General features: G+C 75.7%; 20 protein-coding genes. 12 read left to right on the top strand and 8 right to left on the bottom strand.

The genetic code is table 11. From position 1 onward, the window contains the following. Nucleotides 1-39: 39 nt before the first annotated feature. Nucleotides 40-339, bottom strand: a complete 300-nt coding sequence (locus tag IQ279_RS09435; RefSeq protein ID WP_206347899.1) for a trypco2 family protein — start codon at nucleotides 337-339, stop codon at nucleotides 40-42. A 105-nt stretch (nucleotides 340-444) separates the two neighbouring features. Between IQ279_RS09435 and IQ279_RS09430 the strand changes: the two genes are divergently transcribed. Continuing rightward, nucleotides 445-741: a hypothetical protein gene (locus tag IQ279_RS09430; RefSeq protein WP_206347898.1), complete on the top strand. Its 297-nt coding sequence runs from the start codon at nucleotides 445-447 to the stop codon at nucleotides 739-741. Nucleotides 742-913: 172 nt separating this feature from the next. On the opposite strand, the gene IQ279_RS09425 is transcribed toward IQ279_RS09430, so the two are convergent. Together IQ279_RS09425 and IQ279_RS09420 are read right to left on the bottom strand one after the other, a co-directional pair. Then, nucleotides 914-2,107: an MAB_1171c family putative transporter gene (locus IQ279_RS09425; protein ID WP_206347897.1), complete on the bottom strand. Its 1,194-nt coding sequence runs from the start codon at nucleotides 2,105-2,107 to the stop codon at nucleotides 914-916. Continuing rightward, nucleotides 2,104-2,676: a hypothetical protein gene (locus IQ279_RS09420; RefSeq protein ID WP_241027827.1), complete on the bottom strand. Its 573-nt coding sequence runs from the start codon at nucleotides 2,674-2,676 to the stop codon at nucleotides 2,104-2,106. The genes IQ279_RS09425 and IQ279_RS09420 overlap by 4 nt, the downstream gene beginning before the upstream one ends. A gap of 766 nt (nucleotides 2,677-3,442) precedes the next feature. Between IQ279_RS09420 and IQ279_RS09415 the strand changes: the two genes are divergently transcribed. The 8 genes from IQ279_RS09415 (at nucleotide 3,443) to IQ279_RS09380 (ending at nucleotide 13,381) form a co-directional block, all read left to right on the top strand. Further along, nucleotides 3,443-5,731: a hypothetical protein gene (locus IQ279_RS09415; RefSeq protein WP_206347896.1), complete on the top strand. Its 2,289-nt coding sequence runs from the start codon at nucleotides 3,443-3,445 to the stop codon at nucleotides 5,729-5,731. A 56-nt stretch (nucleotides 5,732-5,787) separates the two neighbouring features. After that, entirely contained in the window at nucleotides 5,788-7,296 is a 1,509-nt protein-coding gene (gene pelF, locus IQ279_RS09410; RefSeq protein ID WP_206347895.1) for a GT4 family glycosyltransferase PelF, read from the top strand. Beyond that, nucleotides 7,293-8,807: a hypothetical protein gene (locus IQ279_RS09405; RefSeq protein WP_206347894.1), complete on the top strand. Its 1,515-nt coding sequence runs from the start codon at nucleotides 7,293-7,295 to the stop codon at nucleotides 8,805-8,807. The genes pelF and IQ279_RS09405 overlap by 4 nt, the downstream gene beginning before the upstream one ends. A 78-nt stretch (nucleotides 8,808-8,885) precedes the next feature. Beyond that, entirely contained in the window at nucleotides 8,886-9,947 is a 1,062-nt protein-coding gene (locus tag IQ279_RS09400) for an SDR family NAD(P)-dependent oxidoreductase (RefSeq protein ID WP_206347893.1), read from the top strand. A 157-nt stretch (nucleotides 9,948-10,104) separates the two neighbouring features. Next, a complete protein-coding gene (locus IQ279_RS09395) occupies nucleotides 10,105-10,818 on the top strand; it encodes a sugar phosphate nucleotidyltransferase (RefSeq protein WP_206347892.1) in 714 nt (237 codons plus the stop codon). Between the two features lie 9 nt (nucleotides 10,819-10,827). Next, entirely contained in the window at nucleotides 10,828-11,763 is a 936-nt protein-coding gene (locus IQ279_RS09390; protein ID WP_206347891.1) for an SDR family oxidoreductase, read from the top strand. Further along, nucleotides 11,760-12,530, top strand: a complete 771-nt coding sequence (locus tag IQ279_RS09385) for a spherulation-specific family 4 protein (protein WP_206347890.1) — start codon at nucleotides 11,760-11,762, stop codon at nucleotides 12,528-12,530. The genes IQ279_RS09390 and IQ279_RS09385 overlap by 4 nt, the downstream gene beginning before the upstream one ends. Next, nucleotides 12,527-13,381 (top strand): endo alpha-1,4 polygalactosaminidase, encoded by an 855-nt coding sequence (locus tag IQ279_RS09380; RefSeq protein WP_307792277.1) that lies wholly within the window; start codon nucleotides 12,527-12,529, stop codon nucleotides 13,379-13,381. The genes IQ279_RS09385 and IQ279_RS09380 overlap by 4 nt, the downstream gene beginning before the upstream one ends. A 33-nt stretch (nucleotides 13,382-13,414) precedes the next feature. Here IQ279_RS09380 and IQ279_RS09375 read toward each other — a convergent pair whose 3' ends face one another. Then, nucleotides 13,415-15,052, bottom strand: coding sequence for an acyl-CoA dehydrogenase family protein (locus IQ279_RS09375; protein WP_206347889.1), 1,638 nt, complete (start codon nucleotides 15,050-15,052; stop codon nucleotides 13,415-13,417). 158 nt (nucleotides 15,053-15,210) lie between these two features. On the opposite strand from IQ279_RS09375, the gene IQ279_RS09370 reads away from it, so the two are divergent. Beyond that, nucleotides 15,211-15,975 (top strand): PaaX family transcriptional regulator C-terminal domain-containing protein, encoded by a 765-nt coding sequence (locus IQ279_RS09370; RefSeq protein WP_372445109.1) that lies wholly within the window; start codon nucleotides 15,211-15,213, stop codon nucleotides 15,973-15,975. Nucleotides 15,976-15,995: 20 nt separating this feature from the next. Here the strand turns inward: IQ279_RS09370 and IQ279_RS09365 are convergent, their stop codons facing one another. Continuing rightward, nucleotides 15,996-16,991 carry a DUF3048 domain-containing protein gene (locus tag IQ279_RS09365; protein ID WP_206347888.1) on the bottom strand — a complete coding sequence of 332 codons (996 nt, stop codon included), beginning with the start codon at nucleotides 16,989-16,991 and terminating at the stop codon, nucleotides 15,996-15,998. Between the two features lie 312 nt (nucleotides 16,992-17,303). Between IQ279_RS09365 and IQ279_RS09360 the strand changes: the two genes are divergently transcribed. Together IQ279_RS09360 and IQ279_RS09355 are read left to right on the top strand one after the other, a co-directional pair. After that, nucleotides 17,304-18,182, top strand: a complete 879-nt coding sequence (locus IQ279_RS09360) for a GNAT family N-acetyltransferase (protein WP_307792280.1) — start codon at nucleotides 17,304-17,306, stop codon at nucleotides 18,180-18,182. Nucleotides 18,183-18,331: 149 nt separating this feature from the next. After that, nucleotides 18,332-19,252, top strand: coding sequence for a lysophospholipid acyltransferase family protein (locus IQ279_RS09355; RefSeq protein WP_206347887.1), 921 nt, complete (start codon nucleotides 18,332-18,334; stop codon nucleotides 19,250-19,252). Here the strand turns inward: IQ279_RS09355 and IQ279_RS09350 are convergent. The 3 genes from IQ279_RS09350 to IQ279_RS09340 are packed head-to-tail and all read right to left on the bottom strand — an operon-like array spanning nucleotide 19,234 to nucleotide 22,822. Continuing rightward, nucleotides 19,234-20,715, bottom strand: coding sequence for a GH1 family beta-glucosidase (locus tag IQ279_RS09350; protein ID WP_206347886.1), 1,482 nt, complete (start codon nucleotides 20,713-20,715; stop codon nucleotides 19,234-19,236). The two genes, IQ279_RS09355 and IQ279_RS09350, sit on opposite strands and share 19 nt — an antisense overlap. Next, nucleotides 20,712-21,791 carry an ABC transporter ATP-binding protein gene (locus tag IQ279_RS09345; RefSeq protein WP_206347885.1) on the bottom strand — a complete coding sequence of 360 codons (1,080 nt, stop codon included), beginning with the start codon at nucleotides 21,789-21,791 and terminating at the stop codon, nucleotides 20,712-20,714. Before IQ279_RS09345 ends, IQ279_RS09350 begins: the two co-directional genes overlap by 4 nt. Continuing rightward, nucleotides 21,788-22,822, bottom strand: a complete 1,035-nt coding sequence (locus tag IQ279_RS09340; RefSeq protein WP_206347884.1) for an ABC transporter permease — start codon at nucleotides 22,820-22,822, stop codon at nucleotides 21,788-21,790. The genes IQ279_RS09345 and IQ279_RS09340 overlap by 4 nt, the downstream gene beginning before the upstream one ends. Nucleotides 22,823-22,824: the final 2 nt, after the last annotated feature.

Genomic DNA, 22,824 nt, shown 5'->3' with positions numbered 1-22,824 from the left:
GGGGAAACCCTAGCGGGGCGTACGGCCGGGAGAGCCGGATCAGTCGCCGGGCTCCCCGCCCACCAGATAGGTGCCGCCCGGGCGGTTGGGGGTCAGCTCCACCTGGACCCGGTGCGTGGTGTCCCGGCTGAGTCCGCCGCCCAGGTCGGCCGTGACGACGCCGATGCGCAGGTCGGTGCGGCCGCTGCCCTCGCGGCGGACCTGGACGGCCATCTCCAGGCACACCCTGTCCACGGTGAAGCGCGGTCCGTCGCCGGCGGCGTCGCCCTCGCGCTGCGCGGCCGCCAGGTCCGCGCCCGGATCGGTCGGCGGGCCGAGGAGGACCTGGCGCTGCGCCACCGCACGGGAGCCCTGGCGGGCCGGCTGGAGGCGCTCGACGCGCGCCTGCGGGACCTGGCCCGCGCCAGGGCGCGGCTGTCGGGGGTGGACTACCCCGGCCCGGCCGTGACCCGGCTGCACATGGACCTGGCCTGGCTGCGGCACGCCCACCGCACCGGCGCCGACCTGGACCGGTCCCGGCTTCCCGGGGCGCCGGAGGAGCTGCGGCACCGTACCGAACGGGCCGAGCGGGCGGTGGAGTCCGCGTGGGAGGCGGCCGAGCGGGGATACGGGCGGCGGGCGGAGCTGCGAGGGGAACTGCGGGCCTACCGGCGGCTGGCTGTCCAGCACGGCCGGATCGAGGACGTCGCGCTGGACCGGGAGTACCGGGCGGCCCACGACGCGCTGCACGCGGGCACTTGAATTCCTCGCCGATCCGGGGCAGGACCCCACCGGGCCGCTGGAGCGGGTCCAGGAGATCCAGGATGAGTCCGGGCGGCAGTACGTCCAGCGGTTCCGGCGGAAGCCGGACCGGCTGGACCAGGTCTGCCGGTGACCGGCCGCCCCTTGTGCCGTCCGCCTCGCCCCGGGCTCCTCACACCGCCTCCCGCCCGCCGCGCTCCACCTCCCGCAGCGCCCGTGACAGCGCCAGCAGCCGCTCCACGTCGGCGTCCAGACCGCCCTCGGCCGGTACGGCCACGGGCACAGCGCGGGTGGTCACCGGGCGGCCCTCGGCATGGGCCCTCAGCGCCTCCCGCAGCCGCGGTGCCAGCCGCTCCGGCGGCACCGCGCCTCCACCGCCTCCACCGCCGTCCCCGCCGCCGTCGTCGTCGAGCGCGGAGAGGTAGGGGCTGACGCGCACCAGGCCGTCGCGGCACTCGACGGCCCGCCGGTAGTAGCGGCGGTGCACCCCGCGCGGGCTCAGCGCGTCGCGCCAGGGCCGCGCCGGCACCCGGTGCAGCGCGTCCTCGGGGAACCGCAGGTGCAGCGCCGTCCACAGCGGTTCCAGTCCGCGGTACGCCCGCAGGTGCCGCCACCACACGCGCAGCGCGGTCAGCCGCATCACCGCGGCCGGATAGGTCACGCCAGCCAGGATCAGCACGGTGCCCGGCAGCAGGAAGAACACCGCCCCGATCCAGCCCAGCGTCGTCTCCGCGGCGCCCGCGGTGTCCAGCGACGCGGGCGCGCCGTCGCCGCCGGCCCAGCGCATCAGCACCGCCGGGACGAACAGGGCGTCGGCCACGACGATCGCGGCCATGCCGAGCGAGGTGATCCGCAGCCCGCGTGCCAGCCGGGGCTCGGCGAGGCGCGCGTAGCGCCGGGACCACATCCAGCCCAGGGCGAAGCCGACGGCCAGATACAGGTCGGCCGTCACGAAGAACACCGCCACGCCGGTGACGGTGTGGTCCCGGGTACGGGTGCCCTCGGGGACGGCCGCCACCGCGGCGATGAGGACGGCCACCGTGCCCATCAGCGCCAGCGCGTACCAGCCGGCGCGCCTGCGGGCCCGGGCGGGCTCCAGTGCGCAGAAGAGGTAGAAGCAGACCATGCAGTTGACCGCGGCCAGCACCAGGATGTGCTGGACCAGCCGGGACGTCATGGGCGCCAGCCCCAGGAACACCTCCTCGCGGTCGGCTGCCAGTCCGAGGGGGTACGCCGCGGCCCAGCAGGCGACCAGCCCCGTCACCGCCCACAGCGGCACGTCGCGCGGCGCCCGCGTCAGCCGGTGGGCCATCCAGGCCAGCACCAGTAACGAGCCCACTCCGTACAGGGACAGCAGCAGGCTCACAGCCACCCCAGCCGGTCGCCGAGGGCGGTGCCGATGCGGTCCGCCGCGGCGCCGGCGGACGACCGGGGGGCCACCTGGTCCAGTACCGAGGCCCACTCCAGGATGATCGTGGCCACCGTCTCGGCCTCCCGTTCCTGCGCGCTGTCGTAGGCGGTGCGCCGCAGCGCCCGCCGTACCGGGCCGGGGTCGAGGTCGAGGTCGGGGATCTCGCCGGGCGCGAGGTGCTCGGTGCCGCGGCGCAGCGCGGTCAGCAGCTCCTCCTCGTGGCGGTCGTGGTGGTCGGGCCGGCCGCCGTGGTGGCCGGCCAGCATGTGGCCGAGTTCGTGCAGGATGATGTGGCGCTGGTGGGCGCCGCTGGTCTGCCGCTGGTAGACGATGTAGTCGGCCGCGGGGGCGCCGATCCACAGGCCGAACGGGCCCGGGACGGGGATCGGGTGGGGCACGAGCTTCAAGGGCCTGCCGCGCCGCAGCTCCACGCGGCGGCAGAGCTCGGCCACGTCCAGGGGCGGCCGGATGCCCAGTTCGTTGAGCAGCCGTCTGCACCGTCGGCGCAGTTCCCGTTCCTTCACTGGGCGGTCCCCTCGTGCGTCGTGGGCGGTCGAGGCCGCGGCCCGGGCGGGGTGCGGACCCGCCGGAACCGGGCCGGAGCGGCGCCGGCCGTCCACCGCGGGTCCGGCACCGCCTGCCGCCTCCCCGTGTGCGGCCGGCCGGGACGGATGGCTGACCGGCGGCAACGGCCGCTGACGGCAAAGAGGTTGGCAGGAACAGGGGCGGAGAGTCCAGTGATCGGAGCGATGCACCGTGAAGGCACCGGAGCCGGCGGGGCGAACCGGCGCGAAGGCATCCATATCCCTCGGAGGCGGGCCGTCGGCATTCAGCCGACTTCCGGTGTCATGAATATCAAATGCGCATATGCCTTACCGGTCGGAGTGCTGCATCGTCATAGGTTCACGCCAATGACGATGCAGCGTGCGGCGGCGGCACCGGGCCCCGGACGGCATCGAGGGGGCGCACGCGGACGATTGCGCTCCGGTGAATTCCGGTCACGGAAGAGTGAACGGAGCCCGACGACTTGGCCCGGACGCGTTCACACGGCCCGGGGATGGCGCACCATATCGGTGGGCGTCCGAAGCGCCGGGAAGCTCCTCCTGGAGACCGGCCGGGCCGGCCGCCCGCAGTGCCCGCCGTACGCCGTCCGGGGAGGGGAGCCCCGGGTACCGCGGCCACACGACAAGGGGAGTCAGCCCGCGCGGACACCGGCACCGCCGGGGCGTTCGCGCGCTTCGACACCGGGCGGCACCGCAGGTACGGGCCGCCCCGGGGGGAGAACGTCCGATGAGGCATGCGATCCGTACCGCCGCGGCCTGCCTGGCCGCGGCCCTGCCGATGGTGCTCACGACGGCGCCGCCGGCCGCCGCGGAGGAACCCGCGCCCCGCATCGACCTGCGCGTCCTGGTCGTCGACGACGGCGGACCCGCCGTCGGCGCGATCACCTCGGCGCTCGGCGACGCGGGCACGCCCTACACCACCGTCGACCTCGCCGACGACGACCGGCCGACCGTGGACGGGGACTTCCTCGGCGACACCGTGGACGGCCGCCCGCGCGCCAGGTACCAGGGCGTGGTGCTGCCCAACGAGAACCCCTTCGGCGCCGGCTCGGCGGAGATGGCCGCACTCGCCGCGTACGAGGCGGAGTTCGGCATCCGGCAGGTGGACGCCTACACCTACGCCGGTCCCGCCGTGGGCCTGGACCCGGCGCAGGAGACGGGCTACGCCGGCCCCCTGGACGGCGAGACGGCGCAGGTCACGGACGCCGGCCGGAACGGGCCGTTCGGCTACCTCGACGGAGAGGTGCCGTTCGAGGACAACGACCCGCAGGTGGACGAGAGTTACGGCTACCTGGCCGTGCCGCTCGCCGACCCGCCCGAGGGCGCCTCCTTCACCTCCTACGTCGACGCCCCGATCCCGGGCAGCCGGGAACGCGGCTCGCTGGTGGGCGAGTACACCCACGACGGCCGCAGCGAACTGGTCGTCACCTTCGTCTACAACCGCCACCAGCAGCAGTACCGGCTGCTGGCCCGCGGCATCGTCGCCTGGCTCACCCAGGGCGTCCACCTGGGCGTGGACCGCAACCACTTCGCCGTCCACGTCGACGACGTGCTCGCCGCCGACGACCGCTGGCACACCGAACTGAACTGCACCCCGGGCGACGTGGACTGCGGCGGGGCCGACGACGGGCTGGAGACCGACCCGATCCGGATGACCGAGGCGGACGCCGCGTACGCCGCCCAGTGGTCGGCCGACCGCGGCTTCACCCTGGACATGGCCTTCAACGGCGGCGGCAGCGACCTGCACCGCTCCGAGCACGGCTCCGATCCGCTCGCCGCCCGGATGCTCGCCGACCAGGCCTCCCACCGCTGGATCAACCACACCTACAACCACCTCTTCCTGGGCTGCGTCCAGGACGTGACCGTCGTGCCGTGGCGGTGCGCCACCGACGAGGAGGGGCAGACCCGCTGGGAGAGCCAGGCCCTGATCACCACCCAGATCGACAACAACCTCTCCTGGGCCGACCGCAACGACCTGGCCGTCGACGAGCGGGAACTGGTCACCGGCGAGCACTCCGGCCTGGTCACCCTGCCGCAGCAGCCGCGGGACAACCCCAACCTGGCCCCCTCGCTCACCACCACCGGGGTCACCTGGATCGCCTCCGACGCCTCCCGCGAGGCCGCCCAGCGCCCCCTCGGCCCCGCCCTGACCGTGCCCCGGTACCCGATGAACATCTTCTACAACGCCGGGCGCACCGCCGAGCAGGTCGACGAGTACAACTGGATCTACACCCGGCGCTCCGACGGCGGCAGCGGCCTGTGCGAGGACTCGCCGGCCACCACCACCTGCCTGGACGCCCCGCTGGACCTGTCCACCGGCTACGAGTCCTACATCGTGCCCCTGGAGGCGCGGATCGCCCTGCGCCATGTGATGGGCAACGACCCGCGACCGCACTTCATCCACCAGTCCAACCTGGCCGAGGACCGCATCGCCTACCCCGCCCTGGACCGGATCCTGGACGACTACGCGGACCTGTTCGCCGGGAACACCCCGATGGTCAACCTGCCGATGAGGGCCGTCGGACAGGAGATGCGGCAGCGCGCGGCCTGGCGCGCGGCACTGGACGCCGGGGAGGTCACCGCCCACCGCACCGGCCCCACCGTGACCGTCGACGCCCCCGCCGGGCTGCGCGTTCCCCTCACCGCCCCGGAGGGAACCGTGCAAAGGCCCGGGGCCGACGGACCGGCCCCGGCCTTCGGGGAGTCCTACGCGGGCCTGCGCACCGGCTGGGCCGAGCCCGGCGGCGACGGGCGCACGATCCTCGACCTGCCCGGCGCCCCGCAGGAGCCGGAGAACCCCGGGGACCCCGACGGTCCGGACGCCCCGCAGGAGCAGGACCCCCGATGCCTGCCGGACCTGCTGAGGCTGCTGGACCTCCTCGGCCTCCTGGAGGAGGTCTGCGGACTGCTCACCCCGGACGCACAGGGGTTCAGGGAGCCCGCCGAACGGACCGAGATGCCCGCCGGAGCCGCCGAACCCGTGCCCTACGGCCCCGGGGACACCGCCGTGCGCTGACCCGCCCGTGACACCGGACCGCTCGTTTCCCCGCCTCCCTGGAGACAACGACCGCCATGCACAGGCAGCCGGCCGGACCGCGCTTCGGCACCCCCTCGGTGACCCTGCTCACCGAGGGCACCTATCCCCACAGCCACGGCGGAGTCAGCGTGTGGTGCGACCAACTGGTCAACGGCATGCCCGACGTGGACTTCAACGTCATCGCCGTCACCGGCACCGGGCGCGAACGCCCGGTCTGGCGGACGCCCGCCCACGTACGGCGGACGCACACCCTGCCGCTGTGGGGCCCGCCCCCGCCCGGCCGGGCCCCGCGCGGCCGGGAGCTGCGCCGCTTCCTCACCGCACTGGAGGACTTCCTCCTCGCCCTCCTCGACCCGCAGGCCGAGGGGCTGTTCCCCGCCGGACTCCGCACCATGGCCGGCTACGCCTCCCGGGGAGCCCTCTCGCCCGCCCTGCGCACCGAGGCCGCCGCCCGCGCCCTCGCCCGCTTGTGGAACCGGCCCCACCTGACCACCGCGGCCGCCCGGCCGACCCTGCACGACGCGCTGACCGGCGTCGACCTGCTGGAGCACGCCCTGCGCCCGCTGGCCGCGCCCCCCGTCACCGGCGGGGTCGCCCACGCGGTCAGCGGCGGACTGGCCACCCTGCCGGCACTGGTGGCCCACCACCGCCACGGCGTACCGTTCCTGCTCACCGAGCACGGCGTCTACCTGCGCGAACGCTATCTGGGCAGCCGCGCCGAACCGTACCGCTGGCCGGTCAAGGCACTGCTGCTGGGCCTGTACCGGCTGCTGGCCGAGGAGGGCTACCGGCGCGCCGCGCTGGTCACCCCCGGCAACCGCTACAACCGGCGCTGGGAGGAGCACGGCGGCACCCCGCCGGAGCGAATACGCACCGTCTACAACGGCGTCGACCCCACCGCGTTCCCGCCCGCCGGCCCCGAACCCGAGCAGCCGACGCTGAGCTGGGCCGGGCGCATCGACCCCATCAAGGACCTGGCCACCCTCATCCGGGCCTTCGCCCTGGTCAGGAAGGAAATCCCCGCCGCCCGGCTGCGGATCTTCGGCGGCACCCCGCGCGGCGCGGAGGCGTACCGGGCGAGCATGGAGACCCTCGCCGCCGAGCTGGGGGCGGCCGGGGGCGTGACCTTCGAAGGACGCGTGGAGGACATCCGCGACGCCTACGCCGCCGGGAACGCGGTGATGCTCTCCAGCGTCAGCGAGGGCTTCCCCTTCACCCTGATCGAGGCCATGTCCTGCGGACGCGCCACCGTCTCCACGGACGTGGGCGGAGTGCGCGAGGCGGTGGGGGAGTGCGGACTGGTCGTACCGCCGCGCGACCCGGAGGCCATGGCGCGGGCCGCGCTGCGGCTGCTGAGGGACCCCGGCGAGCGGGCGCGGATGGGCGAGGGCGCCCGGCTGCGGGTGATCGAGCAGTTCACCCTCCGGCAGACCATCAGCGCCTTCCGCGACATCTACCGCGAACTCGCCTTCTCCGGTGGGGGTTCGGGCGTGCGGGCACCCGCCATGGCGCTGGCCGCGGGAGCCTCGGGAGGCCCCCGGTGAGCGGGACGCTCAGACTCGTCCCCGGCGCGCCGCCCCCGGAGGGGGCGCCCGGCCGCACCGCCCCGGCCGCCCGGAGCCGACGGCGGCCGAGCTGGGCGGACGATCCGCTGGACGCCCTGGCCGAGGAGATGGCCGAGGTGTGCGCCGCGGCCGTCCACCCGGACGAGATCGCGGCCCACCTGGAGTCCGAGGGCCTGACCGGCGAGCAGATCCAGCGCCGCTACGGCCGCCACGACACCTTCGAGGCCGCCGCCGAACTGTTCGCCCGGGTCCCGCGCGCCTTCCCCGAGCCCCCGCCCGTCCCCGACCCGTGGCGGGGAGATCCGGGCACCGCGCTGCTGCGCGGCCTGGTGTTCACCCTCCCCGGACTCGGCTACGCGCTGGCCGCCCCCTTCCTCACCGGGCCGCCGGACCGGCTCGGCCTCCCGGCCGGCACGGGTGCGCTGGCCGCCTCCGCACTCGCGGCCTGGGCCTGGAACCAGGCACTCGCCCACCGCGCGTACGCCGCCCTGGCGGCGGGCGGACGGGCGGCCGCGGGACGGGTACTGCGGACGGGTGCACCGGCGGGCGCGCCGATCGCCCTGGCGGCGGCCCTGGCGACCGCGGCGCCGCTGCCGGCCCCCGGTGCCGCGCTGCTCTTCGCGGCGGGCCAGGCGGTCTACCTGGCGGCGGCCACCGTCCTGCTCGTCCTGGGCCGGGAACGGCTGCTGCTGTTCGCCCTGCTGCCCCTGGCGCTCGGCGCGGCGGTGCTGCCGCTGCCGCCGCCGGAGGCCGTACCGGCGGCGGTGCAGGCGGCGGCGAGGGCCGCCCTGCCTGCCGCCGCCGTCTGCGCGGCGGTGGCGGCGGCGGTGCGCGAGACCGTACGGGCCGTGCGCGAGGGGAGCGGGGCCCTCGGCGCGGCGGCGGACGGCGCGCTCCCCGCGCGGCGGGCGTCCGCGCCCTACGGACTCTTCGGCCTGGGCTGCGGAGTGCTGACCGCCCTGGCCGCCCTGGGCGGGACGCTGTGGCACGGCGCGGGCGCCGCGCCGGCCGGGCCCGTGGTGGTCGCCCTCTCCCTCAGCATGGGCGCGGCCGAGTGGCTGCTGTACCGCTGCCGCTCCCTGGCACTGGCCGCCCTCGCCCGCAGCACCACCGCCGCCGGCCTGCGGTGGCGGGCGGCAGGGGCCCTGGGGGTGTGCCTGGCCGGCTACCTCGCCGCCCTGGCCGCCCTCGTCCCGGCCACCGCCGCGCTGTGGCCGGGCGGACCGCCCGCCGGCCCCGCCCGGCTGCCGGCCGTCCTCGCCCTCGGCGCGGTGCTGTGGACCGGGCTGCTGCTCCAGGCGTTCGGCGCCGCCCGGACCCCGGCGGCGGTGACGGCGGCCGCCGCCGCGCTCTGCGCCGCCGCACCGCTGTGGCTCCACCCCGGCCTCGCCGGACCGGACGCCGTCCTGACGGCCGTCTGCGCCGCCGCCGCCCTCGTCCTGTTCGCCACCGCCGCGGCACTGCTCGGCCGGATCACCACCCACCGCTGAACCGCCCGCACCACCGCGTACCGCCCGCACCACCGCTTCACAGGCAACCGCAGGCCCGGAAGGAAACGGAGCACACCCATGACCACGCCCGAACCCGCCCCCGCACCGGCAACCACGCCCGGAACCACGCCCGCAGCGGCCCCCGCCCCCCGGACGGCCGCCGTCACCGGCGCGGAGGGATTCATCGGATCGCACCTGGTCGAGGCGCTCGTCGCCGCCGGCCACCGGGTGCGCGCGATGGCCCAGTACAACTCCTTCTCCTCCTTCGGCTGGCTGGAGACCCTGCCGAAGGAGGTGCTGGAGGAGGTGGAGATCGTCCTCGGCGACGTCCGCGACCCCGGCTCGGTGAACGGGCTGGTCAAAGGCGCCGAGACCGTCTACCACCTGGCCGCGCTCATCGCGATCCCGTACTCCTACCGCGCCCCGCACAGCTATGTGGAGACCAACGTCACCGGCACCCTCAACGTGCTGGAGGCGGTGCGCCACCTGGAGATCCCGCGCCTGGTGCACACCTCCACCAGCGAGACCTACGGGACCGCTCGGACGGTGCCGATCACCGAGGACCATCCGATCAACACCCAGTCCCCGTACGCCGCGTCCAAGGCGGGCGGGGACCGGCTCGCCGACAGCTACCACGCCAGCTTCGGCACCCCCGTGGTCACCCTGCGGCCCTTCAACACCTACGGGCCGCGCCAGTCGATGCGCGCCGTCATCCCCACCGTGATCGGCCAGCTCGCCGCCGGGAAACGCACCATCACCCTGGGCGACCTGCGCCCCACCCGCGACTTCACCTACGCCGAGGACACCGCCGCCGCCTTCCTGGCCGTCGGCACCGCACCCGCCGAGGCCGTCGTCGGACGCACCCTCAACGCAGGCACCGGCGGGGAGACATCCGTCGGCGACCTGGTGACCCTCATCGGCAAGCTCATGGACGCCGACGTCGAGATCGTCCAGGACGAGAAGCGTGTGCGCCCCGCCGACTCCGAGGTGATGCGGCTGGTCTGCGACGCCGGCCGGCTGCGGGCGGCCACCGGCTGGGCGCCTTCCCACAGCCTTGAGGAGGGACTGGCCCGCACGATCGAGTTCTTCCGCGACCCGGCCAACCTCGCCCGCTACAAGACCGACCTCTACAACGTCTGAGCCGTCGGCGGCGCCCGCCGCCGCACCCGCCGCGAAACCGCCGCACCCGTCAACCGGGCCCGCCGGTGAGCTCCGCCGTCCGTCACGTCCCGCCGTCCGTCGCACGCGATCCGTCACACACGATCCGCCACCCGTCCCCACGGAGAGGACAGCACCGATGCACGCAGTCATCATGGCCGGAGGCAAGGGAGTCCGGCTCCGCCCGTACACCACGGCCCTGCCCAAGCCGCTGGTGCCCATCGGCGACCAGCACGCGATCCTGGAGATCGTGATGCGCCAGCTCGCCTCGGCCGGGTTCACCAGCTGCACCCTGGCCATCGGCCACCTGGGCCACATCATCCGCGCCTACGTCGGCGACGGCTCCCAGTGGGGCCTGCGCGTCGACTACACCACCGAGGACAGCCCGCTGGGCACCATGGGCCCGCTGCTGACGATGCTCGACCGGCTGCCCGAGCACTTCCTGGCGATGAACGGCGACATCCTCACCGACCTCGACTTCGGCGACGTGCTGCGCGGCCACCGGGACTCCGGGGCGCCGCTGACCATCGCCACCCATGTACGCACCGTCTCCATCGACTTCGGCGTGCTGAGCACCGAGTCCGGGCGCGTCACCGGCTTCGCCGAGAAGCCCACCATGGACTACCGCGTCTCCATGGGCGTGTACGGCGTCTCGCGCGCCGCCCTGGCCCGCTACACGCCCGGACTGCCGCTGGGCTTCGACGAGGTGGTGCTCGACCTGCTGGCGGACGGCACCCCGCCGCACGCCTACGACTTCGGCGGCTACTGGCTCGACATCGGAAGACCCGACGACTACGACCGTGCCAACGCCGAGTTCACCGCCCGCCGCGGCCAGTTGATCAGGGGAGCGTGACCGGGGACCATGCGCGTACTCGTCCTGGGGGCCACCGGCTATCTGGGCGGGCACACCGCCGGGCACCTGCGCGCCCAGCCGGGCGTGCGGGTGCTCGGCGCGGGCCGCGCCGCGGGCGCCGGTGTGTCCGCCGAGCCGTCGGCCGGCCCGCACGCGGACCCGCCCGTGGACCTGACGGTGGACCTGGCCACCGCCACCCCCGCCGAACTGGCCTCCCTGATCCGGCAGGCGCGCCCGGACGCCGTGGTCAACTGCGCGGGAGCCGTCGGCGGCGACGCCCTCCACCTCACCGGGGCCAACGCCCGCGGCCCGGCCGCGCTCTGCGCGGCCCTGCGCGAGGCCGCGCCCGGAGCCCGTCTGGTCCACCTCGGCTCGGCCGCCGAGTACGGGCCGGGAACCCCCGGCCACCCGCTGGCGGAGGACCATCCCACCCGCCCGGTGGGGCTGTACGGCGCCGCCAAGCTGGTGGGCACCCTGGCCGTCACCGGCTCCGGCCTGGACGCGGTGGTGCTGCGGGTGTTCAACCCCGTGGGCCCCGGCGCGCCGGCCGCCTCCCTGCCCGGGCGGCTCGCCGCCGAACTGCGCCGGGCCGGGCCGGACGGGGTGGTGCGGGTCGGGGACCTCTCGGCCCACCGCGACTTCGTCGACGCCCGCGACGTCGCCCGCGCCGCGACCGCCGCGGCCCTCGCCCCCGGGCCGCTGCCGCCGGTGCTCAACATCGCCGCGGGCGCCGCCCGCGCGGTGCGGGACGTGGCCGAGGGCCTGGCCGCGGCGGCCGGTTTCCGCGGCCGGATCGACGAGAAGGGCGCGGACTCGGCCCGCTCGGCCGCCGTCGCCTGGCAGCAGGCCGACGTCGCGGCCGCCGCCGGGGCGCTGGGCTGGCGGCCCGGGTACGCCCTGGAGGAGTCCCTGGCCGATCTGTGGGCGCGGGCGGCCGGCGCATGAGCGCAGGACGCACGGAGGGCAGGGGGCACCCGGGGCGCCGGGAGAGCACCCCGGCGCCCGCCGCCGTACGGGGGCCGCGAGACCGGGGCCGGGACCGGGGCCATCTGCTCGTACCGCTGTACGTCCACCCGGCCGTCGATCCGGGGGCGTGGGAGGCGGCGGTCCGGGCCGCCGGGCGGCTGTACGCGGTGGTCGTCAACGCCGCCGACGGCCCCGGGCCGCGCCCCGACCCGGCCCTCGCCGCCGCGGCGGCCCGGCTGCGGGGCGCCGGGGTGCCGCTGCTGGGATACGTGGACACCGCCTACGGCGCGCGCCCGCCGCGCGCCGTGCTCCGCGAGGTGTGCCGCCACCGCCGCTGGTACGGCACGGACGGCGCCTTCCTCGACCGCGCCGCGGCCGGAGCCGAGCACCTGCCCCGCTACCGGCGCACGGTGCGGGCCGCCCGGCTGCTGGGGGCGTCCACCGTCGTCCTCAATCCCGGAGTCCACCCCGACCCCGGATACGCGCACCTGGCCGATGTGCTGGTCACCTTCGAGGGGCGCTGGGAGGATTACCGCCGTGCCGGTGTGCCCGTCTGGACCCGCGGCCACCCGCCGCACCGCTTCTGCCACCTGGTGTACGCCGTACCGGACCGACTGGCCGCCGAGGCGGCCCGCACCGCCCACGAGCGCGGTGCGGAGGTGCACTGCGCGGTGCCGGGGGAGGGGGCCAACCCGTGGCGCTCGACGCCCCGGCCCGTGCTCGGCTGCGGGAGGATCACCCCGTGACCCGCTTCGCGCCTCGCCGCACGATCCGCCGCCCGGCCGCCCGGCTGCTCTGCCTCCTCCTGCTGCTGCTCACGGTGGCCTGCTCGGAGGGCACCGCACCGGACGCCACCGCACCCGACCGGACGCCGCCCGGTGACGCCTCACCGCAGCGGAGCCGGTGGCGTCCGCCCCCCGGCACGACCTGGCAGTGGCAGCTCCAGGGCCGCATCGACCTCGACGTGGACGCCGAGGTCTTCGACATCGACGGCTTCGAGAACGGCGCGGACACCGTCGCCGCCCTCCACGCCCGCGGCCGGAAGGTGATCTGCTACCTCAACGCCGGCGCCTGGGAGGACTTCCGCCCCGACCGGGACGACTACCCGCCGCAGGTGCTGGGCCGGGGCAACGGCTGGCCCGGCGAGCGCTGGGTGGACATCCGCCGCCTGGACGTCCTGCGCCCGATCCTGGCCGCCCGCGTCGACATGTGCGCGAGGAAGGGCTTCGACGCCGTCGAGCCCGACCTCCTGGACGGCTACCGCAACGACACCGGCTTCCCCCTCACCGCCCGCGACCAGCTCGCGTTCAACCGCATGGTCGCCGAACTCGCCCACCGGCACGGGCTGTCGGTCGGCCTGAAGAACGACCTCGACCAGATCCCGCAGCTGGTGGACGACTTCGACTTCGCGGTCAACGAGGAGTGCGCCGAGTTCGGCGAGTGCGCGAAGCTCGCCCCGTTCACCGAGCGCGGCAAGGCCGTCTTCCACGCCGAATACGCGCTGGACACAGAGGAGTTCTGCGACACCTCACGCCGCCTCGACCTCAGCTCCATCCGCAAGCGCCTCCCCCTGGACACCTGGCGCCGCACCTGCTGACGGATCAGCTCCCGGACGCGGCGGCCGCCCCCATCACCCGGCGCGGGCCCGGTCCAGGATCGCCGTGAGGTCGGCGGACGCCGGGAGCGTGCCGAAGGCGTGGCCCCACTCCCCGCCCAGCCGGGAGGCGCAGAAGGCGTCGGCGACTGCCGGATGGCTGTGGCGCACCAGCAGGCTGCCCTGGAGGACGAGCGCCAGGCGCTCGGCGAAGACGCGGGCGCGCAACTGTGCGCCGACCGGGTCCTTCAGCTCCGGCAGCATGGCCCGCACTCCGGCGGCGGCCGCGTCCAGACGGGCGTCGGCGCCCGCGGCGGCGTCCACCTCCGCCAGGACGGCGTCCAGCCCGGCCGGCTCCCTGTCCAGCGCGCGCAGTACGTCCAGGGCGGCGACGTTGCCCGAGCCCTCCCAGATCGACAGCAGCGGCGCCTCGCGGTACAGGCGCGGCATGCCCGACTCCTCGACGTAGCCGTTGCCGCCCAGGCACTCCAGCGCCTCGGCGGCGTGCGCGCTGCCGCGCTTGCACACCCAGTACTTGGACACGGCCAGGGCCAGGCGGCGGAAGGCCGCCTCCCCCTCGTCCCCGGCGTGCGCGGCGTCCACGGCCGCCGCCAGCCGCAGCCCGAGGGTGGTGGCGGCCTCCGACTCGACCGCCAGGTCGGCCAGGACCGAGCGCATCAGCGGCTGCTCGGCCAGCCTGGCGCCGAAGGCCCGCCGGTGGGCGGTGTGGTGCAGGGCCTGCCGCAGCCCGGCGCGCATGCCGGCGGCCGTGCCCAGGACGCAGTCCAGGCGGGTCATGTTGACCATCTCCACGATGGTGCGCACCCCGCGGCCCGCCTCGCCCACCGGCCAGGCCACGGCCCGGTCGTACTCGACCTCGGAGGAGGCGTTGGAGCGGTTGCCCAGCTTGTCCTTCAGCCGCTGCAGGTGCATGGCGTTGAGGGTGCCGTCGGGCAGCACGCGCGGCAGCAGGAAGCAGGTCAGGCCCTCGGGGGCCTGCGCCAGCACCAGGAAGACGTCGCTCATCGGGGCGGAGGTGAACCACTTGTGGCCGGTGAGCCGGTAGGCGCCGTCGCCGGCGGGGACGGCTTCGGTGGTGTTGGCCCGCACGTCCGAGCCGCCCTGCTTCTCGGTCATCGACATGCCCGCGATCAGCCCGGACTTGCCCAGCGGGGGCCGCAGCCCGAAGTCGTAGGAGCGGGCGGTCAGCAGCGGCTCGTAGGCGGCGGCCAGCTCGGGCCGGGCGCGCAGCGCGGGGACGGCCGCGTACGTCATGGAGACCGGGCAGCCGTGCCCGGCCTCGGCCTGGGACCACAGGTAGAACTTGGCGGCGCGCACCAGATGGGCGCCGGGGCGGTCCTCGGCCCAGGGCGCGGCGTGCAGCCCGTGCTCGACGGCGGTGGCCATCAGACGGTGCCAGGCGGGATGGAACTCCACCTCGTCCACGCGGTGGCCGTAGCGGTCGTGGGTGCGCAGGCGGGGCGGGACCTCCTCCGCCATCCGGGCCCAGTCCTGCACCTCGGGGGTGCCGGCCAGTGCGCCCAGCTCCCGCACCTGGGCCTCGCCCCACCGCGCGCCGTGGCGGCGCAGGGCCTCGAACACGGCGGGATCGTCCGCTGCGGTGAAGCCGGTCAGCGGCGGGGGCTGGTTGATCACTTCATGGGTGGCGCTCACGGCGACCTCCGGCGGGGACGGTGGCGGGCGGCGGTGCCCGTGCTCCGACATTACAGATCCCGTACGCGTGGTGGAAGACTGTAATGACAGGGGAGGCTAGGATCGCGCTGCCCATGAACAGCACAGACGGGACAGCCGGTCCGGACGGGATGGACGGGATGGACGGGATGGACGGAGCCGGAGAGCTCGCCCTGCGCCCCCTGACGGCACGCTCGGTCGTGCTCAGCACCCTGCTCGGCCACCACCCGCCCGCCCTGCCCGCCAGAGCCCTGGTACGGGTCGGCGAACTCTTCGGGATCGCGGAGGGCACGGTACGGGTGGCGCTGTCGCGGATGGTCGCGGCCGGGGACCTGGCCCAGACCGCCGACGGCGCGTACGGCCTCACCATGCGCCTCCTGGAGCGCCAGGCGCGCCAGGACGACAGCCGCGCGCCCCGTACCCGTGACTGGCGGGGCGAGTGGGAGATCGCCGTCGTCACCGCCGAACGCCGGGACGCGGCCGACCGGGGTGCCCTGCGCCAGGCCATGGCCGCCCTGCGCCTGGCCGAACTGCGCGAGGGCACCTGGCTGCGCCCGGCCAACCTGCTGCGGCCCCGGCCGCCCGTCGTCGCCGAGCAGTGCACCCTGCTGACCGGCGCCCCCGACCGTGACCCGGCCGAACTGGCCGCCGCACTGTGGGACCTGGACGGCTGGGCGGCACGGGCCCACGCCCTGGTGGCCGCCGCCGACACCGCGGCGGAGGCCGGCGACCCGGCCCGGCGCTTCACCGTCTCGGCCGCCGTCCTGCGCCATCTGCTCGCCGACCCCCTGCTCCCGGCCGCCCTGCTGCCCGGCGACTGGCCGGGCGCGGCGCTGCGCACCCGCTACGACGCCTTCGAGGCCGACCTGCGCGCCGTCCTGCGGCGCCGCACCGCACCGGACTAGACAGTGGGGGCGGGGGCGGCTCAGCGCGGGGCGAGCACCACCCACACCTGGCCCTCGGCGAAGTTCAGCGGGTCGCCTTCCGGCGTGGTGAACTCCGTGCCGCTCTCAGCCGACGGCCGCGACCAGCGCGCCTCGTACGCCCGCCCGCCGCGCAGCACCGTCGCCTCGCCGGAGCCGACGGTCTCCGAGTAGGGGCTGACGCTGCCGCCGCGGTCCTTGAAACGGGAGTCGCGGATCTCCACGCGCTGGAGGACGACCGTGGGAGCCCCGAGCCGGCCGCCGCCGGCGGCGGCCGCCTCCCGGCCGTCGATGGAGACCAGCCAGCGGCCGTCCTCGGCCGACCAGGTGAAGGCGTACCGGGCGGCGGGGTAGCGGACGGTCTCCTCGGTGCCGGCCCGGCCGCCCTGCGGTGCCGGACCGAAGCGGAAGCCGATGTCGGACGCGCCGCTCACCGCGTCGGGCGCCTCGCCCAGCACGCCCTCCGGGTCCAGGTAGAGGTTGTGCGGGGCGGAGCGGTCCGGACTGCGGGAGTAGGCCCCGGGCGCGTCGCCGGGCTGCATCAGATGCAGCGGGGAGTCCTCCAGCACCGGCCTGAGCCTGGACTGCGCCCCGGAGAAGGCGAAGGCCGGCTCGCCGAACTGCCGCAGCAGTTCGATGTCGGACTCCCGGGCGCTGCGCACCGGGCCCACGGAGGGCGGCAGATCGGAGGAGTACACGGCCAGCAGCCTGGTCAGTCCCGACTCGACCTGCTCCACGTAGACGATGTCGGCCTGCTCCAGCCCCGTCTGGGGGCGCGCGGCCGCCACGTTGTCGATCTTCACGGCGAGCACCGGCGCCGAGGCGTCCGGCACGCTCTCCCCGGTGAACGGGGAGCGGCCCTCCTGCTCCCCGTCGCCGTTCCCCGCCCCGGGGCAGCCCGTCAGCAGCGCGGCGCACACCACCGCCGCCGCCAGCGCCCGCACCCGTGTCCGCACGGCCCGCCGCCCCGTGCCCCGCCCGCTTCCAGCCGTCCGCATCGCTCGCCGTCCCTCCGGCCGGGCGCCGCCGCGCCGCCTGATGACCTCTCACTCCATCCCTTGACCGGGACGGGCGGTTTCATGTCCCTGTGCCCCGCGCGGGTGACGCCGCCGCCACCCGCGCTCCGGACGCGCCGGGGGCGTGTGTTCAACCGGCGCACACCCTTGCTCTCCGGAGCGGTCACGCGCAGTCCAGCCGGCCCGGCGAAGAAAGGAGGAGAGCCGGTCCCGCCGCACGGCGGGACAGGTGATCCGCCGCCGCCCGGACCAGGAGGACCCGCCGTGTCCGCATCCGCCGTGCCAGCCGTACCCGTGCCCGCCACGCCTTCCACCTTCCCCGCCCTCCCCGGCGTCCCCGCCCAGCCCGCCGCACCCGCGCAGGCCCCGGCGCCGTCCTCCGCGCCTGCGGGCGACGGCTACACCGTCTCCCTGGCCCGCGACGAGGCGGACGTACGGGCCGCGCAGCGCCTGCGTCACGAGGTCTTCGCCGGCGAGCTGGGCGCCCGCCTGGCAGGCCCCGAACCAGGCCTGGACACCGACCCCTTCGACGCCTACTGCGACCACCTCCTGGTACGGGAGCGGGCGACCGGGGAGGTGGTGGGCACCTACCGGCTGCTGCCGCCCGGGCGGGCGCGCGTGGCCGGACGGCTGTACGCCGAGGCCGAGTTCGAGCTGGACGGGCTGCTGGACGGCGCCGGCCTGCGCGGCGACCTGGTGGAGGCGGGCCGCTCCTGCGTCCACCCCGGCCACCGCGACGGCGCCGTCATCGCCCTGATGTGGGCGGGCATAGCCCGCTATCTGGAGCGCACCGGCCACAACTGGCTCGGCGGCTGCTGCTCCCTGCCGCTGGCCGACGGCGGGGCGACGGCGGCCGCCGTGTGGGCCGCGGTCGCCGAGCGTCACATGGCCCCCGCCGAGCACCGGGTGCGCCCCCGGCTGCCCTGGCGCGCGGGGGGCGCGCAGCCGGTGCCGGGCGCCACCGCCGGGACCGCTCCGCACGCCGCATCCCGTGCCGCCTCCCGCAACGTGCTGCCGCCGCTGCTGCGCGGCTATCTGCGCCTGGGCGCCAAGGTCTGCGGGGAGCCCGCCCACGACCCGGACTTCGGCGTCGCCGACCTGTACGTGCTGCTGTCGCTGCGCGACACCAACCCGCGCTATCTGCGCCACTTCCTCTCCCTCCTCCCGGCCTGACGGGACCGGCGGCGGTGAGGCCGGCGGTGAGACCAGTTGTGAGGCCAGTGGTGAGACCGGCGGAGGAACCGGCGGCGAGCGGGACGGGACAGGGGGAAGGGAAGGAGGAGGGAGGGGCGACGGGCGCACCGGACCGGGCGGACCCCGGGGTGAATCCGTGGTTCCCGCTCTCGCCGTGCACCGTGGCCGGCTGCCTGCCCGGCCGCCCGGCGGCCGCCGGGGCGGTGCGGCGGGCGGCGCGCTGGGCGGCCCTGGCCGCCGTCCTGCCGGCGGGGGTGGCGCTGGCGCCGGTGGTGCGCCGCCTCGCCCCGGCCCGCCGCGGGAGGCTGCTGCGGTGGTGGTGCGGGGCGATCGCCGCCGCGCTGGGGGTGCGGGTCCGCGTCACGGGCCGGCCCGTCGCCGGACCGGCACTGGTGGTGGCCAACCACGTCTCCTGGCTGGACGTACCGATGCTGGCCGCCGTCGCGCCCGGCCGGATGGTGGCCAAGCGGGAGGTCGGGCGGTATCCGCTGCTGGGGCGGCTGGCCGCCCGCGGCGGCACCCTGTTCATCGACCGCGAGCGGCTGCGCTCCCTGCCGGGCACGGTCGCGGAGGTCGCCTCCGCCCTGCGCGCCGGCTCGACGGTGGTGGCCTTCCCCGAGGGAAGCACCCGGTGCGGCAGGGGGCGCGGGCCGTTCCGCGGGGCCCTGTTCCAGGCCGCGCTGGACGCCGGGGTGCCCGTACAGCCGGTGGCGATCCGCTACCGGACGCGCGGCGCGGCGCGGGGCGCGGGATCCACGGACACGGCGGAGGCGGTGGACACGCGGGCCGCCTTCGTCGGCGACGACACCCTGGCCGCCTCGCTGCGCCGGGTGGCCGCCGCCGGGGGCCTGGTCGCCGAGGTGACCGTACTGCCGCCGCTGCCGCACGGCATCCACCCCGACCGCCGCGCGCTGGCCGCCGCCGCACGGGAGGCGGTCGAGACGGTCCTCGGGGTGGAAGCGGCTCCGGAGGCGGGCGCGCGGGCGGTGGTGGCGGGCGCGGACCGCCGCCCGCCACCACCGCCCGGACGTCAGCCCGCGGCGGCCTGACCCCCGTCGCCCTGACCCCCGCCGGCCCGGTCCCCGTCGGCCCCGCCCGCGGCCCGGCGGGTCAGCCGGATCGTGTCCCGGTACCACAGCCCGCTGTCCTTGACGGTCCGGCGCTGGGTGGCGTAGTCGACGTGGACCAGACCGAACCGCTTGGCGTATCCGTAGGCCCACTCGAAGTTGTCCATCAGCGACCAGGCGAAGTAGCCGCGCACGTCCGCCCCGGCGCTCCGGGCCGCCGCCACCGCGCGGATGTGGTCGGCGAGATAGGCGGTGCGGTCGGCGTCGTGCACCGTGCCGTCGGCCTCCGGCTCGTCGTCGAAGGCCGCGCCGTTCTCGGTGATCACCGTCGGCAGCCCGTAGTCCCTCCGCAGTCGCACCAGCAGCTCGGTCAGGCGCTCGGGGACGATCTCCCAGTCCATCGCCGTGCGCGGCCGGCCCTGCGGGACGATCCGGGTCACCGGCAGCCCGTCCTCGCCGCTCGTGGAGCCGTCCTCGGCGGTGCCGGAGAAGACGTGACCGGAGTAGAAGTTGACACCGAGCACGTCCAGCGGTGTGGAGATCACCTCCAGATCACCCTCCTCCACGGGCAGGGCCGCACCCCGGGCGGACAGGTCCTCCACCACGTCCTCCGGATAGCGTCCGTGCACCAGCGGATCCAGGTAGAGACGGGTGCCCATGCCGTCGGCGCGGCGCGCGGCGGCCCGGTCGGCCTCGCCGTCGGTCGCCGGGGTGGCGGTGCCCAGGTTGAGGGTGATGCCCAGTTCCTCGGGGGCGTTCGCGGCGGCCCGCAGCCGCCGCGCGGCCAGCCCGTGGCCGAGCAGCAGATGGTGGACGGCCCGCATGGAGTCGCCGAAGTCGCGGCGGCCGGGCGCGTGCACCCCCTGGTCGTAGCCGAGCACCGCCGAGCACCACGGCTCGTTCAGCGTCGTCCAGTGCCGGACGCGGTCGCCGAGGGCGTCGTGGGCGATCCCGGCGTAGTCGGCGAACCGGTACGCGGTGTCGCGCTGCGGCCACCCGCCCGCGTCCTCCAGCTCCTGGGGCAGATCCCAGTGGTAGAGGGTCACCCACGGGGTGACGCCGCGCTCCAGCAGCTCGTCGACCAGCCGGTCGTAGAAGGCGATGCCGCGCGGGTTGCCCTTCCCGCGCCCGCCCGGCTGGATGCGCGGCCACGCCAGCGAGAAGCGGTAGGTGTCCACGCCCAGGGAGGCGATCAGCTCCACGTCCTGCGGCATCCGGTGGTAGTGGTCGCAGGCGGTGTCGCCGTTCTCGCCGCCGGCCACGGCTTTGGGCACGCGGCAGAAGGTGTCCCAGATCGAGGGGGTGCGGCCGTCCTCGCCGACCGCGCCCTCGATCTGGTACGAGGAGGTGGCCACCCCCCAGCGGAAGTCCGCCGGCAGTCCGGCGACCGGCTCGGGGGCGGGGGCGGGGGTGGTCAGGGGGGATGCGGGGGTGGTGGAGGTCATGCTTCTCCGTCTCGGCGGTCGTCGTTCAGCCAGCAGGCGACGCTGCGGCCGGTGTCCGTGTCCGTGTCTGCGCCGGTGCCGGGGTCGGTCACGGGCGCGAGGTGGGGTGTTCGCACGCCGCAGGGCTCGAAGGCCTTCGGGCAGCGCGGGTGGAAGGCGCAGCCGGACGGCATGGCCCGCAGGTCCGGCGGCGAGCCGGGTATGCCGGTCAGCTCGCGGCGCGGGCCGTGCAGCGCGGGGAAGGAGTGCAGCAGCCCGTGGCTGTACGGGTGGCGGGGGTCGCGGTAGATCTCGGCGGCCCCGGCCTGTTCCACGACCCGGCCGCCGTACATGATGGCGATCCGGTCGGAGAACTCGATCAGCAGCGAGATGTCGTGGGTGATGAAGACGACCGAGAAGTCCAGCTCCTCGCGCAGCCGCACCAGCTGCCGCAGGATCTGGCGCTGCATCACCACGTCCAGCGCGGTGGTCGGTTCGTCCATGACGACGACCTCCGGCTCCAGGGCCAGCGCCATCGCGATCATCACCCGCTGCCGCATCCCGCCCGAGAGCTGGTGCGGATAGGCGCCCAGCCGGTCGGGCGAGATCCCCACCAGCGACAGCAGCTCCCGCGCCCGCCCGGCGCGCTCGGCCCGGGACATCTGCGGCCGGTGGGCCCTCAGCACGTCGGTGAGCTGGGTGCGCACGGTGTGGACGGGGTTGAGGGAGTTCATCGCCCCCTGGAAGACGATGGAGACCTCCTGCCAGCGGAACGCCCGCAGCTCCCGCGGGGTCATGGCCAGCACGTCCACCGGATCCCCCGCGCGCGGGTGGTAGCGCACGTCCCCGCCGGTGATCACCCCGGGCGGGGAGAGCAGCCGGGTGACGGCGTAGGCCAGGGTGGACTTGCCCGAGCCGGACTCGCCGGCCAGGCCCAGCACCTCGCCGCGGCGCAGGGTCAGGTCCACGTCGTGCAGGGCCCGCACCGCGCCGTCCCCGACGCCGTAGTCGACGCACAGGCCGCCGATCTCCAGCACCGGCGGCCGCGTCGCGGCGCGCGGCGGGACGCTCAGGGGGGAGGTGGCCGATGTGCTCATACGGTGGTCTCCTCGGTCTCGCGTGCCCCGCCCGCTTCCCTCGCGGACTCCGCCCCGCCGCGCGGGGCGCGGGCGACGGGGGTGAAGCCGACCCGCATCCGGGCCCCGCCGCGGACCCGGACGGCGGTGCGCAGCCTGGGGTTGACGAACTCGTCGATGCCGAAGTTGATCAGTGTCAGCGCTGTGCCCAGCAGCGCGATGCACAGTCCGGCGGGCACGAACCACCACCACGCGCCCTGGCCGAGGGCCTGGTTGCTCTGCGCCCAGAACAGGATGGTCCCCCAGTTCCAGTGGGAGATGTCGGCCACGCCGATGAAGGCCAGGGTGATCTCCGACAGCACCGCGAAGATCACCGTTCCGACGAATCCGGAGGCGATGACGGCGGTCAGGTTCGGCAGGATCTCGAAGACGATGATCCGCCAGGTCGACTCGCCCGTGGCCCGCGCGGCCTGTACGTAGTCCCGGGCGCGCAGCGACATGGTCTGCGCGCGCAGCACCCGGGCCCCCCAGGCCCACGCTGTGAGGCTGATGACCACCGCGATGATCACGTCGCCGGAGTCCGGCAGGAAACTGGCGATGATGATGATCAGCGGCAGCCCGGGCAGGACGAGGAAGATGTTGGTGAGCGCGGAGAGCACCTCGTCGCCGACGCCGGACAGGAAGCCGGAGCTCACCCCGACCAGCACCGACAGCAGCGTCGCGAAGAAGCCCGCGACGAAGCCCACCACGAGCACCCCGCGGGTGCCCACCAGCACCTGGGAGAAGATGTCCTGCCCGGTCTGCGTGGTGCCGAACGGATGCTCCCAGGAGGGCGGCCGGAGCACGTCGTCGCTCATCGCGGACGGGTCGTGGGGTGCCAGCCATTCGCCGGCGACGGCGAGCAGGACGAACAGGCCCAGGATCGCCAGCCCGGTGGCGGTCTTGCCGTTGCGCAGGAAGCGCAGCCGGTCGCGGCGGGCCGCGGGCGGGGCTGCGGCGGGGGCGGGGGCGGCGCCGATGGGGGTGGCGCTTTCGGACGCCTGTACGGCCATGG

Source organism: Streptomyces verrucosisporus (assembly GCF_017114865.1).
Classification (GTDB): Bacteria; Actinomycetota; Actinomycetes; order Streptomycetales; family Streptomycetaceae; genus Streptomyces; species Streptomyces fenghuangensis.
Note: the sequence above shows the minus strand (reverse complement) of the source record. Positions and strands in the feature narration are given on the sequence as shown.